Source organism: Streptomyces sp. NPDC023481, from assembly GCF_055560195.1.
Genome location: NZ_JBVHJE010000014.1, coordinates 101,975 through 115,462 on the forward strand (window position 1 = coordinate 101,975; position 13,488 = coordinate 115,462).

Here is a 13,488-nt window from a genome sequence, read left to right on the forward strand (position 1 = left end):
TGCGCCGGTGTCACGCGGACGCCGGCGGGTACAGCGACCTCGGCAGCCGGGAGGCCGCCGCCGAGTCCAGCAGCCACAGGGTGCGCGAGCGGCCGTACGCACCCGCCGCCGGGGCCTGGATCTCGCCCGCGCCGGACAGGGCGATGGCCGCGGCCTCCGCCTTGTCCTCGCCGGCCGCGAGGAGCCAGACCTCACGGGCCGCGCGGATCGCCGGGAGGGTCAGCGAGATCCGGGTGGGCGGCGGCTTGGGAGCGCCGTGCACGCCGACCACCGTGCGCTCCGTCTCCCGGACCGCGGGCAGCTCCGGGAAGAGCGAGGCCACATGGGTGTCCGGGCCGAGACCCAGCAGCAGGACGTCGAAGGTCGGCACCGGGCCGTGGTTCTCCGGACCGGCCGCCTTCGCCAGCTCCGCCGCGTACGCCTCCGCCGCCGCCTCGACGTCCGTGCCGTACGGGCCGTCGGAGGCGGGCATGGCGTGCACGCGCTCCGGGTCCAGCGGCACCGAGTCCAGCAGGGCCTCGCGGGCCTGCGTGACATTGCGCTCGGGGTCGCCCTCCGGCAGGAAGCGCTCGTCGCCCCACCACAGGTCGAGCCGGCCCCAGTCGACGGCGTCCCGGGCGGGAGCCGCCGCCAGCGCGGCCAGCAGGCCGTTGCCGTTGCGGCCGCCCGTCAGGACCACGGACGCCGTGCCCCGGGAGGCCTGCGCGTCCACGATCTTCGTGATCAGGCGGGCCGCGGCGGCCTGCGCCATCAGCTCCTTGTCGTGGTGGACGACCAGCTGCGGAGTGCTCACTTCGCCGCCGCCTTCCTCGCCGGTGCCTTCTTCGCGGTCTTGGCCGCCGCCTTCTTCGCGGGCGCCTTCGCGGCCTCCTCGACCGGCTCCGGCTCGGCGACCGGCCCGGCCGGCTCCTCCGCGGCCGGCTCGGCGGCCTGCCGCGGAACCGTGTCCAGCCGCTCCACGCCATAGCGCAGCGCCGACGCGTAGGTGTCGTCCGGGTCCAGCCGGCGCAGCTCCTCCGCGATCAGCTCGGCGGTGTCCCGCCGCTTCAGCGCCACCGCGCGGGCCGGCTGGCCCTCGATGGACAGCGTGGCCAGCGAGCCGTCCGCCCGGTCCAGCACGATCGGGCCGTGGGTGGTGTCCATGCGGACCGCCGTCAGACCCGGACCGGAGGACAGCGAACGCCTCACGGGCACGTCCAGCCGGTCCGCGAGCCACATCGCCAGCAGCTCACAGCTCGGGTTGAACTCCTCGCCCTCCACCTCGACGGCCTTCACCTCACAGGTGACCTGGTCCAGGGCGGCCGCGAGCATCGAGCGCCACGGCGTGATCCGGGTCCAGGACAGGTCGGTGTCGCCGGGCGTGTAGGCCGAGGCGCGGGCGGACAGCTCCCGCACCGGCTCCTCGGCCGCGTAGGTGTCGGTGACCCGGCGCTGGGCGAGCGCGCCCAGCGGGTCCTTCGCCGGGTCGAGCGGGGCGTTCACCGGCCACCACACGACCACCGGGGCGTCCGGCAGCAGCAGCGGCAGGACCACCGAGTCGGCATGGTCCGCGGCCTCGCCGTACAGCCGCAGGACGACCGTCTCGCCGGTGCCCGCCTCCGCGCCCACCCGCACCTCGGCGTCCAGCCTGGAGGACGTGCGGTCGCGCGGCGAACGCGAGACCCGCTTGATGACCACCAGGGTGCGCGAGGGGTGCTCGCGCGAGGCGTCGTTGGCGGCCTTGAGGGAGTCGTAGGCGTTCTCCTCGTCGGTGACGATGACGAGGGTGAGGACCATGCCGACGGCGGGGGTGCCGATGGCGCGGCGGCCCCGCACGAGTGCCTTGTTGATCTCTCCGGCGGTGGTGTCGGTCAGGTCTATCTTCATGGCCGCCGCCAGCTCCGTCCGTCTCGTGCGAGCATCTCGTCCGCCTCCACGGGACCCCAGGTGCCCGACTTGTACTGTGCGGGCCTGCCGTGCTTGTCCCAGTACTCCTCGATCGGGTCGAGGATCTTCCAGGACAGCTCGACCTCCTCCGTGCGCGGGAAGAGGTTGGCGTCGCCGAGCAGCACGTCGAGGATCAGCCGCTCGTACGCCTCCGGGCTGGACTCCGTGAACGACTCGCCGTAGGCGAAGTCCATGGAGACGTCCCGGATCTCCATCGAGGTGCCCGGCACCTTGGAGCCGAAGCGGACCGTGACGCCCTCGTCCGGCTGGACGCGGATGACGATCGCGTTCTGGCCAAGCTCCTCCGTCGCCGTGGTGTCGAACGGGGAGTGCGGGGCCCGCTGGAAGACGACCGCGATCTCGGTGACCCGGCGGCCCAGCCGCTTGCCGGTGCGCAGGTAGAAGGGGACGCCCGCCCAGCGGCGGTTGTCGACCTCCAGCTTGACCGCGGCGTAGGTGTCGGTCTTCGACTTGGGGTCGATGCCGTCCTCTTCGAGGTAGCCGATCACCTGCTGGCCGCCCTGCCAGCCCGCCGCGTACTGCCCGCGCACGGTGTTGGCGCCCAGGTCCTTCGGCAGCCGGACGGCGCCGAGCACCTTCTCCTTCTCCGCCGCCAGCGCGTCCGCGCCGAAGGAGGCGGGCTCCTCCATGGCGGTCAGCGCCATCAGCTGCAGCAGGTGGTTCTGGATGACGTCCCGGGCGGCGCCGATGCCGTCGTAGTAGCCGGCCCGGCCGCCGATGCCGATGTCCTCGGCCATCGTGATCTGCACGTGGTCCACGAAGGACCGGTTCCAGATCGGCTCGAACATCGTGTTGGCGAAGCGCAGCGCCAGGATGTTCTGGACGGTCTCCTTGCCGAGGTAGTGGTCGATCCGGAACACCTGGTCCGGCTCGAACACCTCGTGCACGACCTTGTTCAGCTCCTCGGCCGACGCCAGGTCGTGTCCGAACGGCTTCTCGATGACCGCGCGCCGCCAGGAACCGCCGGTCTGGTCGGCCAGACCGTGCTTCTTCAGCTGCTGGATGACCACCGGGAAGGACCGCGGCGGCACCGACAGGTAGAAGGCGAAGTTCCCGCCCGTGCCCTGCGCCTTGTCCAGCTCCTCGATGGTGGCGCGCAGCCGCTCGAAGGCGTCGTCGTCGTCGAAGGTGCCCTGCACGAAGCGCATCCCCTGGATGAGCTGCTGCCAGACCTCCTCGCGGAAGGGGGTGCGCGAGTGCTCCTTGACCGCGTCGTGGACGACCTCGGCGAAGTCCTCGTGCTCCCAGTCGCGGCGGGCGAAGCCCACCAGCGAGAAGCCCGGCGGCAGCAGACCCCGGTTGGCGAGGTCGTACACCGCGGGCATCAGCTTCTTGCGCGACAGGTCGCCCGTGACCCCGAAAATGACCAGGCCCGACGGCCCCGCGATGCGCGGGAGCCGTCGGTCTGCCGGGTCACGAAGCGGGTTCGCCCCGGAACCGGAAACGGGTGACAACTCAGCCCTCCGAAGGGGCGAGGCGCTCGAGCTCCGCCTGGGTCGACTTGAGCAGGTCGTTCCAGGACGCCTCGAACTTCTCGACGCCCTCGTCCTCCAGCACCCGCACGACGTCGTCGTACGCGATGCCGAGCTTCTCCAACGCGTCGAGGTCGGCGCGCGCCTGCTCGTAGGTGCCGGCGACCGTGTTGCCGGTGATCTCACCGTGGTCCTCGGTGGCCTCCAGCGTGGCCTCCGGCATGGTGTTGACCGTGTTCGGGGCGACCAGCTCGGTGACGTACAGGGTGTCCGGGTACGCCGGGTCCTTCACGCCGGTCGACGCCCACAGCGGACGCTGCTTGTTGGCGCCCGCGTTCTCCAGGGCGCTCCAGCGGTCCGAGGAGAAGACCTCCTCGTACGCCTGGTACGCCAGCCGCGCGTTGGCGACGGCGGCCTTGCCGCGCAGCGCCTTGGCCTCGTCGGTGCCGATCGAGTCCAGGCGCTTGTCGATCTCGGTGTCCACGCGGGACACGAAGAAGGACGCCACCGAGTGGATCCTGGACAGGTCCAGGCCGCGCTCCTTGGCCTTCTCCAGACCGCTGAGGTAGGCGTCCATGACCGCGCGGTAGCGCTCCAGCGAGAAGATCAGCGTGACGTTGACGCTGATGCCGAGGCCGATGACCTCGGTGATCGCCGGGACGCCCGCCAAGGTGGCCGGGATCTTGATGAGGGTGTTCGGGCGGTCCACCAGCCAGGCCAGCTGCTTGGCCTCGGCGACGGTGGCGTGCTCGTTGTGCGCGAGACGGGGGTCGACCTCGATGGAGACCCGGCCGTCCTGGCCGTTGGTGGCGTCGAAGACCGGGCGCAGGATGTCGGCCGCGTCGCGGACGTCCGCCGTGGTGATCATGCGGATGGCCTCTTCGACGGTGACCTTGCGGGCGGCGAGGTCCGACAGCTGCTGGTCGTAGCCGTCGCCCTGCGAGATCGCCTTCTGGAAGATCGTCGGGTTGGTGGTGACGCCCACGACGTGCTGCTGGTCGATCAGCTCGGCGAGGTTGCCGGACGTGATCCGCTTGCGCGACAGGTCGTCCAGCCAGATCGCGACGCCTTCGTCGGAGAGGCGCTTGAGTGCGTCTGTCATGGAATTACATCTCCTACGTGTCGTATATGAGCGTCAGCGCTGGGCGTCGGCGAGGGATTCCCGCGCCTTCGCGGCCACGTTCTCCGCGGTGAAGCCGAACTCCTTGAACAGCAGCTTGCCGTCCGCGGAGGCACCGAAGTGCTCCAGGGAAACGATGCGGCCGGCGTCACCGACGTACTTGTGCCACGTCAGACCGATGCCCGCCTCGACGGCGACGCGGGCCCTGAGGGACGGCGGCAGCACGGAGTCCCGGTACCCCTGGTCCTGCTGCTCGAACCACTCCACGCACGGCATGGAGACGACGCGGGTCGGGACGCCGTCGGCCTGGAGCCGCTCGCGCGCCTCGACGGCCACGTGCACCTCGGAACCGGTGGCGATCAGGACGACCTGCGCCTCGCCGCCCTCGGCCTCGAACAGGACGTAGCCGCCACGCGCGGCATCCTCGTTCGGCTCGTACGCCGGCACGCCCTGACGGGTGAGCGCCAGGCCGTGCGGCTGGCCCTTGCCGAACTCCTTCGTCCAGCGCGTGAGGATCTCGCGCCAGGCGATCGCGGTCTCGTTGGCGTCCGCCGGCCGTACGACGTTCAGGCCCGGGATCGCGCGCAGCGAGGCCAGGTGCTCGACCGGCTGGTGGGTCGGGCCGTCCTCGCCCAGACCGATGGAGTCGTGCGTCCACACGAACGTCACCGGCAGGTGCATCAGGGCCGACAGGCGCACCGCGTTGCGCATGTAGTCGGAGAAGACGAGGAAGGTGCCGCCGTACACCCGGGTGTTGCCGTGCAGCGTGATGCCGTTCAGCTCCGCGCCCATGGAGTGCTCGCGGATGCCGAAGTGGATCGTGCGGCCGTACGGGTTGGCCTCCGGCAGCGGGTTGCCTTCGGGCAGGAACGAGCTGTCCTTGTCGATCGTGGTGTTGTTCGAGCCGGCCAGGTCGGCGGAGCCGCCCCACAGCTCGGGGATCACCGCGCCGAGCGCCTGCAGCACCTTGCCGGACGCGGCACGCGTCGCGACGGCCTTGCCGGGCTCGAAGACCGGGAGCTTCTCCTCCCAGCCGGTGGGCAGCTCGCCCTTGCTGATCCGGTCGAACTCGGCGGCCCGCTCCGGGTTGGCGTCCCGCCACACCTGGAGGGACTTCTCCCACTCGGCCTTCGCCTCGGCGCCCCGCTCCAGAGCCTTGCGGGTGTGCCCGATGACCTCGTCGGCGACCTCGAAGCTCCGCTCCGGGTCGAAGCCGAGGACGCGCTTGGTGGCCGCGACCTCCTCCTCGCCCAGCGCCGAGCCGTGCGCGGCCTCGGTGTTCTGCGCGTTCGGGGCGGGCCAGGCGATGATCGAGCGCATCGCGATGAAGGACGGCCGGTCCGTGACCTTCTTCGCCTCCTGGATCGCGGCGAAGATCGCCTGCGGGTCCAGGTCGCCGTCGGCCTTGGCCTCCACCCGCTGCACGTGCCAGCCGTAGGCCTCGTACCGCTTGACGGTGTCCTCGGAGACGGCCGTCTCGGTGTCGCCCTCGATCGAGATGTGGTTGTCGTCCCACAGCAGGATCAGGTTGCCCAGCTTCTGGTGGCCGGCCAGCGAGGACGCCTCGGCGGAGATGCCCTCCTGGAGGCAGCCGTCACCGGCGATGCAGTAGACGAAGTGGTCGAAGGGCGACTCGCCGGCCGGGGCCTCCGGGTCGAACAGGCCGCGCTCGTAGCGGGCGGCCATCGCCATGCCCACCGCGTTGGCCACACCCTGGCCCAGCGGACCCGTGGTGGTCTCGACACCCTTGGTGTGCCCGTACTCCGGGTGACCGGGGGTCTTCGAACCCCACGTGCGGAACGCCTTCAGGTCGTCCAGCTCCAGGCCGAAGCCGGCCAGGTAGAGCTGGGTGTAGAGGGTCAGGGACGAGTGGCCGGCGGACAGCACGAAACGGTCGCGCCCCACCCACTCGGGGTCGGCCGGGTCGTGCCGCATCACCTTCTGGAAGAGGGTGTAGGCGGCCGGGGCCAGGCTCATCGCCGTACCGGGATGGCCGTTGCCGACCTTCTGTACGGCGTCTGCGGCCAGGACCCGGGCGGTGTCCACGGCCCGCTGGTCCAGCTCGGTCCACTCAAGGTCTGTGGTGGTCGGCTTGGTGCTCACCCTGGGTCAGGGCTCCTCTCCACATGTCGGTCGCCGGTCGTCGGGGCGTGCGCCCATCCGGCCGCCGGAGGGCGTGGCGCCCACCGGCCGTTGTCGAGCCTACCCCCGTGAGGACGTGCGTTTTTTCGAGTGTTTACAGACTGCCGGGACTCGGTGCGATCCGCCTCCCGGCCGGCCGGGGAGCCGTTCGGCACATGAATACGGAGGCGGTCATCTGAGCGCTCAATCGAGTGCCCGCTCCCCTCTTATGGGGCGCGCTCCAACACGACCCCACCCCCGCGAAGGGCGGGGTATGGGCAACGTCTAAAGTGGCGTGGTACGCGCGAGCCTTTACCGGTACTTCACAGGGGGAGGCTCGCTGGGATGTCTCTGTCAGGGGTGTGCGTGACGGCCGTCGAATCCCGTCCAGCGGCTTTGCTCGGTGGTGCGAGCCAGGGTCCGGCTCATCGGCCGTTCGGGGCCCGTGTCAAGGCGTTCGTGGCGCTGACCAAGCCGCGGATCATCGAACTGCTGCTCATCACCACCGTTCCGGTGATGTTCCTGGCGCAGCAGGGCGTGCCCGACCTCCTGCTGGTCCTGCTCACCTGCGTCGGCGGCTATCTGTCCGCGGGCGGCGCCAACGCGCTCAACATGTACATCGACCGGGACATCGACGCCCTGATGGACCGCACCTCGCAGCGGCCCCTGGTCACCGGCATGGTCAGCCCGCGCGAGTGCCTGGCCTTCGGCATCACCCTGGCCGTCGGCTCGACGCTGCTGTTCGGCCTCACCGTCAACTGGCTGAGCGCCTGGCTCTCGCTCGGGGCCCTCCTCTTCTACGTCGTCGTCTACACGATGCTCCTCAAGCGGCGTACGGCGCAGAACATCGTGTGGGGCGGCATCGCGGGCTGCATGCCGGTGCTGATCGGCTGGTCGGCCGTGACGGACTCACTCTCCTGGGCGCCGCTCATCCTCTTCCTGGTGATCTTCTTCTGGACGCCGCCGCACTACTGGCCGCTGTCCATGAAGGTCAAGGAGGACTACGCGCGCGTGGGCGTGCCGATGCTGCCGGTCATCGCGTCCAACAAGGTCGTCGCCCGGCAGATCGTCATCTACAGCTGGGTGATGGTCGCCGTCTCCCTGCTGCTCACCCCGCTCGGCTACACCGGCTGGTTCTACACGGCCGTCGCCCTGGCCGCGGGCGGCTGGTGGCTGTGGGAGGCGCACGCCCTGCAGAACCGGGCCAAGGCCGAGGTCACGGGCGGGAAGCTGAAGGAGATGCGGCTCTTCCACTGGTCCATCACCTACGTGTCCCTGCTGTTCGTGGCGATCGCGGTGGACCCGTTCCTGCGCTGAGGCCACGGCGGTCGTATGTCACAGCGCCCTGACCTCGCCAGTCGGGCTACCCGTCGGTAGCATCCTGGGCATGGCAGACACGCAGCAGGTTGACGCGCGGGCCGAGCGCACAGTGTCCCGGCTCGCCCACCGGATCACCGCCTTCGCGAAGGCGCACGGCGGCGCGGAGGGCCAGGTGGCCCACATCGGCGAACGCGGCGCCCGTATCGTCCTGGTCGGCGAGGACGGCGGCTGGGGCGACCTGGTGGCGCCCAGCACCGAGATCGCCCGGCAGGCGGTGGAGAAGGCCGGCATCACGGTCCACGAGTCCTTCGACGGTGACTTCGCGGCCAAGGTGCGGACGGGTTCCTACGAGTGGAAGCGGATGGCCGGTCTGCAGATCGGCGGCTGACCTCCGCCGAAGGCAGTGCCGGTCCGGCCGCGACCTCACGCCCCGTTCACCCGTTAGGCGGTGAAAGCCAGCGCACACGGGAGGCCGGGATGATCGAGACGCCGTCCCTCGTGGACCAGTACTGCCACGGCGTACTGCGGACGGAACTGGGCCTCGGCACCTTCGAGGCCCAGCTGGCCCGCACCGAGGGGCCACCGGCCCCCGGCACCACCCTCTTCGACACCCAGACCGGCTTCGCCGTACGGCGCTGGTGCCCGCCCCTGCTCGGCCTCGAACCGCACTGCCCGCCCGCCCGCTATCTGGCCCGGCGCCGGGAGCTGGGCGCCCTGGAGGCGGGGCGCCGGCTGCTGCGCGGCAGCGGCATCACGACGTACCTGGTCGACTCGGGCCTGCCCGGCGACCTCACGGGTCCCGCCGAACTGGCCTCGGCCGCGGCGGCCCGGGCCCACGAGGTCATCCGGCTGGAGCCGCTCGCCGAGCAGGTCGCCGACACCTCCGGCACCGTCGAGTCCTTCCTGGCCAACCTCGCCGAGTCGGTGCACGGCGCCGCGGCGACCGCCGTCGCCTTCACCTCCGTCGCCGGCCTGCGGCACGGCCTGGCCCTCGCGCCCGAGCCGCCCGGCCCCGGGGAGGTGCGGGGCGCGGCGGGCCGCTGGCTGGCCGGGCGGCGGGTCGGCGGCCCGCTCACCGACCCGGTGCTGCTGCGCCACCTGCTGTGGATCGCGGTCGCCTCGGGGCTGCCGCTGCAACTGCACGCCGGCCTCGGCGAGCCCGGCTCGCGCACCGACCGCACGGACCCGGTGCTGCTCACCGACTTCGTCCGGGCCACCGCCGGCCTCGGCACCGACCTGATCCTGCTGTACGGCTACCCGTACCACCGCCACGCCGCCCACCTGGCCGGGGTCTTCCCGCACGTCTACGCCGACTCGGGCGCCGCCCTGGTGCGCACCGGTGCCGGGGCGGCCACGGTCCTCGCCGAGATCCTGGAGCTGGCCCCCTTCGGCAAGGTTTTGTTCTCCACCGGCGCCCAGGGCCTGCCCGAACTGCACGTCGTCGGCGCCCGCCTCTTCCGGGAGGCCCTCGGCCGGGTACTGGGCGGCTGGGTGGCGGAGGGCGCCTGGTCCCTGGAGGACGCCCAGCGGGTGGCCCGCCTGATCGCGGCGGACAACGCGCGGCGGGTGTACGGGCTGGAGTGAGGGGTGTACGGCGCGGGGTGGGCCGTCCGGACGGAGGTGCGGTCCCGGCGGCGGACCGCCCGGCGCCTGCCCGTGCCGCCCGCGCCGGGCGACGGGGGTGCTGCCGCGGCGCCGTGGACCGTTGTGTGCCCGGGGCGGGTGCCGCCGCAGCCGGTGGTGCGGGGCCGTTCCCCGCCGTGCTTCCGCCGGACCGAGCGGCCCGGGACCGACGCGCCGACCACCGCCTGCGGGTGAGTCAGGCGCGGGTGCCCACCGTCACCCCGGCCGAGGGGCCCGGCACGTCCAGGGCGGCATCCGGGCGCTCGCGCAGCGAGAGCAGTACGCGCAGGGTGGCGATCCAGATCAGGCACGAGCCGAACATGTGCAGGCCGACCAGCAGCTCGGGCAGGTGGGTGAAGTACTGCACGTAACCGATCACTCCCTGCGCGAGCAGGACCACGAACAGCTCCCGCGTCCGCGCGAGGGGGCCCGCCGGGGCGTCCACCGCCTTCAGGAGGAACCACAGGGCGAACGTCAGCGTCACCACGATCCAGGCGAGCACCGCGTGCAGCTTGGCGACCGTCTCCCAGGTGACGTGGATGCGGTCGACCTCGCTGGAGTCCCCCGCGTGCGGCCCGGCGCCGGTCACCACCGTGCCGACCGCGATGAGCAGCACGGTCGCGGCCACCAGGAACCACACCAGCTGCTGCACCGCCGAGCCGACCAGGGGACGCGGCGCCCCGGCGCCTTCCCGGGTGCGCTGCCACATCACGGTGGCGACGGCGATCAGCGCCGAGGAGAGCAGGAAGTGCGCGGCGACCGTGTACGGGTTGAGGCCGACCAGGACGACGATGCCGCCGAGCACCGCGTTGCCCATGACCACCCAGAACTGGGCCCAGCCCAGCCGGGTCAGGTCCCGCCGCCACGGCTTCGCGGCACGGGCGGCGATGATCGCCCAGCCGACGGCCGCGCACAGCACGTACGTCAGCATGCGGTTGCCGAACTCGATGGCCCCGTGGAAGCCCATGGCCCGGGTGGTGGTCAGCGAGTCCTCGGTGCAGGTGGGCCAGGTCGGGCAGCCGAGGCCCGAGCCGGTGAGGCGGACGGCGCCGCCGGTGACGACGATGACCACCGACATCACGAGCGCGGCGAGCGCCGCCTGCCGGACCGTCCGGGGATCCGGGGTCCAGCGGTCGGCGAGGAAGGCGAGGGGGTTGCGCAGGGCGGCCTCGGTGTCGGCGCGGTTCAGCTTGGGCACGCGCACCATCGTAGGCCGCCGCTTGTGCACGCGTTCACGAGGGTCGCCCCCCGAGGGTGCGGCGCTGGTCACTCCCAGCGGAAGAACCTGCCCGCGGCGGCCAGGCCCACCACCGCCCAGACGGCGAGAACGCCCAGGTCGGCCCAGGGGGTGCCGGCGCCGTGCTGGAGGACGTCCCGGAGGCCGTCCGACAGGGCGGAGATCGGCAGCAGACCGAGCACGTGCTGCCCCGCCGAGCCGAACTTCTCCAGCGGCACGATGACCCCGCCGCCCACCAGCAGCAGCAGGAACACCAGGTTGGCTGCGGCCAGCGTGGCCTCCGCCCTCAGCGTGCCCGCCATCAGCAGGCCGAGGCCGGAGAACGCGGCCGTGCCGAGGAGCAGCAGAAGCAGGACGGCCGCCGGGTTGCCGTGCGGGGACCAGCCCAGCGCGAAGGCGATGACGGTCAGCAGGGCGACCTGGAGGACCTCGGTGACCAGCACCGACACCGTCTTGGCGGTCATCAGGCCCCAGCGGGGCAGCGGCGAGGAGGCGAGCCGCTTCAGCACGCCGTAGCGGCGCTCGAAGCCGGTGGCGATGGCCTGGCCGGTGAACGCCGTCGACATCACGGCCAGCGCCAGGATGCCGGGGGCGAGGAAGTCGACGGCCGCGCCGCTACCGGTGTCCACGATGTCGACCGAGCTGAAGAGGACCAGCAGCAGGGTGGGGATGACGACCGTCAGCAGCAGCTGCTCGCCGTTGCGCAGCAGCATCTTCGTCTCCAGTGCCGCCTGCGCCGCGATCATGCGGGGGAGCGGGGCGGCTCCGGGCTTCGGGGTGTACGTACCCGTCGTGGTCACGAGCGCAGCTCCTTGCCGGTCAGCTCCAGGAAGACGTCCTCCAGGGTGTGCCGCTCCACCGAGATCCGGTCCGGCATCACCCCGTGCTGGGCGCACCAGGAGGTGACCGTGGCCAGCAGCTGGGGGTCGACCTTGCCGACGACCCGGTAGGAGCCCGGGGACAGCTCGGCGGCCGTGCAGTCGGCCGGGAGCGCCTTGAGCAGGGAGCCGACGTCGAGGCCGGGGCGGCCGGTGAAGCGCAGGGTGTTCTCGGCGCCGCCCCTGCACAGCCGCTCCGGGGAGCCCTGGGCGATGACCCGGCCGCCGTCGATGATGGCGACGTCGTCGGCGAGCTGCTCCGCCTCGTCCATGTGGTGGGTGGTGAGGATCACCGAGACGCCGTCGGCGCGCAGGTCCCGGACCAGGTCCCAGGTGGCGCGGCGGGCCTGCGGGTCGAGGCCGGCGGTCGGCTCGTCCAGGAAGACCAGTTCGGGGCGGCCCACGACGGCCATGGCGAGCGCGAGCCGCTGCTGCTGGCCGCCGGAAAGCCGCCGGTAACCGGTCCGGCCGCAGGAGCCGAGGCCGAGGCGCTCGATGAGGGCGTCGACGTCCAGCGGGTGCGCGTGCAGCTTCGCCACGTGCCGGAGCATCTCGTCGGCGCGGGCGCCCGAGTAGACACCGCCGGACTGGAGCATCACGCCGATGCGGGGCCGCAGCTCGGCGGAGTCCCGGACCGGGTCGAGGCCCAGGACGCGCACCGTGCCGGAGTCCGGCCTCCGGTACCCCTCGCACGTCTCGACCGTGGTCGTCTTCCCCGCCCCGTTGGGGCCGAGTACGGCGGTCACGCCCGCTTCGGCCACCAGGTCGAGGCCGTCCACCGCGGTTTTCGCGCCGTACCCCTTCACCAGGGCCTGGATCTGGACCACAGGCTCACTTCGCATGGCACCAGAGTCTAGGGAGACCGCTCGCCCCTCAGGCGCGGGGGTGGGGCAAGTCCTCCGCACGGGGCCGGTGCAGCGGCAGCCACCGCTCGGCGTAGGCCACGGCGTCCGCCAGCGGGAACAGCCGGGTGTCCGCCGCGCCGACCGTCCCGCGCACCACGGGCCGGTCCCGTTCGTAGTCGTGCCCCAGCTCGTCGAACCGGTCGGAGGTGATCGAGACCTCCACCACGGTCTCCCAGCCGCCGCCGGGAGCGGGCCGGCCGACCTCCACGCGGGGCGCGGGGATGCGGTACTCGGCGAGGTGGAAGGCGGTGCAGGCGTCGTAGCCCGCGCCGAGCAGCAGCACCCGGGCGCCCAGCTTCTCCAGCCGGGCCAGCGGGCTGCGCTCGCCGAGCCGGCAGTCGGGGGCGTGGCCGTCGGTGATCTCCGGCGCGCGGGGGCCGAGGGCGGCGAAGGAGGTCTGCGGGTGCGCGCTGCGCAGGGCGCCTGGCCAGGTCCGCACGGTCTCGGGGAGGACGCCGACCCCGCGCGAGGGGGTGATCAGGGGGTCGTACGGGGGCATGGTGGCGCGGATCCGGTCCCACCACTCGACGGGCACCGGCGGGTTCCCCCACAGGGCGGGGTCGGACTGGTCGCCGGTCTGGGTGGGGACGACGATCGTGCCGGAGGGGCCGAGCGCGTCCAGGAGGGCCTGGACGACGGCGACGGCGCCGCCGTTCACCCAGCCGAGGGAACTGAGCGAGGAATGTACGAGAAGGGTCTCGCCGGACTCCACCCCGAGCAGACGCAAGCCTGCCGCGAGGCTGTCGCGGGTGACAAGAGGGCCGGTCGGAGGGGGTGTGGACATGGTGAGGAGTCTTCCCGACGCGGCGGCGGGGCGCTACCGAATAGGCCCGGGAAAGATCCCGGAACGTTCCCGGCGAGATCT

12 protein-coding genes are annotated in these 13,488 nt (G+C 72.2%); 3 read left to right on the forward strand and 9 right to left on the reverse strand.

The genetic code is table 11. The annotated features are described in order from the left end of the window. Positions 1 to 10: 10 nt before the first annotated feature. The 5 genes from pgl to tkt are packed head-to-tail and all read right to left on the reverse strand — an operon-like array spanning position 11 to position 6,642. Positions 11 to 793 carry a 6-phosphogluconolactonase gene (gene pgl / locus ACZ3ZD_RS25595; RefSeq protein ID WP_467401612.1) on the reverse strand — a complete coding sequence of 261 codons (783 nt, stop codon included), beginning with the start codon at positions 791 to 793 and terminating at the stop codon, positions 11 to 13. Next, entirely contained in the window at positions 790 to 1,866 is a 1,077-nt protein-coding gene (gene opcA / locus ACZ3ZD_RS25600) for a glucose-6-phosphate dehydrogenase assembly protein OpcA (RefSeq protein ID WP_467401615.1), read from the reverse strand. The genes pgl and opcA overlap by 4 nt, the downstream gene beginning before the upstream one ends. Continuing rightward, positions 1,863 to 3,401 carry a glucose-6-phosphate dehydrogenase gene (gene zwf / locus ACZ3ZD_RS25605; RefSeq protein ID WP_467401617.1) on the reverse strand — a complete coding sequence of 513 codons (1,539 nt, stop codon included), beginning with the start codon at positions 3,399 to 3,401 and terminating at the stop codon, positions 1,863 to 1,865. The genes opcA and zwf overlap by 4 nt, the downstream gene beginning before the upstream one ends. A gap of 1 nt (position 3,402) precedes the next feature. Next, positions 3,403 to 4,521 carry a transaldolase gene (tal, locus tag ACZ3ZD_RS25610; protein WP_467401620.1) on the reverse strand — a complete coding sequence of 373 codons (1,119 nt, stop codon included), beginning with the start codon at positions 4,519 to 4,521 and terminating at the stop codon, positions 3,403 to 3,405. A 33-nt stretch (positions 4,522 to 4,554) separates the two neighbouring features. Further along, positions 4,555 to 6,642, reverse strand: coding sequence for a transketolase (gene tkt, locus ACZ3ZD_RS25615; RefSeq protein WP_467401622.1), 2,088 nt, complete (start codon positions 6,640 to 6,642; stop codon positions 4,555 to 4,557). 378 nt (positions 6,643 to 7,020) lie between these two features. Here tkt and ACZ3ZD_RS25620 point away from each other — a divergent pair, with 378 nt between their 5' ends. The 3 genes from ACZ3ZD_RS25620 to ACZ3ZD_RS25630 all read left to right on the forward strand — a co-directional run bounded on the left by ACZ3ZD_RS25620 (position 7,021) and on the right by ACZ3ZD_RS25630 (position 9,564). Then, on the forward strand, positions 7,021 to 7,977 hold the full coding sequence (locus ACZ3ZD_RS25620) for a heme o synthase (RefSeq protein ID WP_467401985.1): 957 nt from the start codon (positions 7,021 to 7,023) through the stop codon (positions 7,975 to 7,977). A gap of 70 nt (positions 7,978 to 8,047) precedes the next feature. After that, entirely contained in the window at positions 8,048 to 8,368 is a 321-nt protein-coding gene (locus ACZ3ZD_RS25625) for a hypothetical protein (protein WP_467401624.1), read from the forward strand. Between the two features lie 89 nt (positions 8,369 to 8,457). Further along, a complete protein-coding gene (locus ACZ3ZD_RS25630; protein ID WP_467401627.1) occupies positions 8,458 to 9,564 on the forward strand; it encodes an amidohydrolase family protein in 1,107 nt (368 codons plus the stop codon). Between the two features lie 235 nt (positions 9,565 to 9,799). Here ACZ3ZD_RS25630 and ACZ3ZD_RS25635 read toward each other — a convergent pair whose 3' ends face one another. From ACZ3ZD_RS25635 to ACZ3ZD_RS25650, 4 genes are read right to left on the reverse strand one after another with little or no spacing between them, the layout of a single operon-like run. Continuing rightward, entirely contained in the window at positions 9,800 to 10,810 is a 1,011-nt protein-coding gene (locus ACZ3ZD_RS25635) for a COX15/CtaA family protein (RefSeq protein ID WP_467401629.1), read from the reverse strand. Between the two features lie 59 nt (positions 10,811 to 10,869). Next, positions 10,870 to 11,586 (reverse strand): ABC transporter permease, encoded by a 717-nt coding sequence (locus ACZ3ZD_RS25640; protein WP_467401988.1) that lies wholly within the window; start codon positions 11,584 to 11,586, stop codon positions 10,870 to 10,872. 50 nt (positions 11,587 to 11,636) lie between these two features. Then, positions 11,637 to 12,560, reverse strand: coding sequence for an ABC transporter ATP-binding protein (locus ACZ3ZD_RS25645; RefSeq protein WP_467401632.1), 924 nt, complete (start codon positions 12,558 to 12,560; stop codon positions 11,637 to 11,639). 31 nt (positions 12,561 to 12,591) lie between these two features. Continuing rightward, positions 12,592 to 13,407, reverse strand: coding sequence for an AAC(3) family N-acetyltransferase (locus ACZ3ZD_RS25650; protein ID WP_467401634.1), 816 nt, complete (start codon positions 13,405 to 13,407; stop codon positions 12,592 to 12,594). Positions 13,408 to 13,488: the final 81 nt, after the last annotated feature.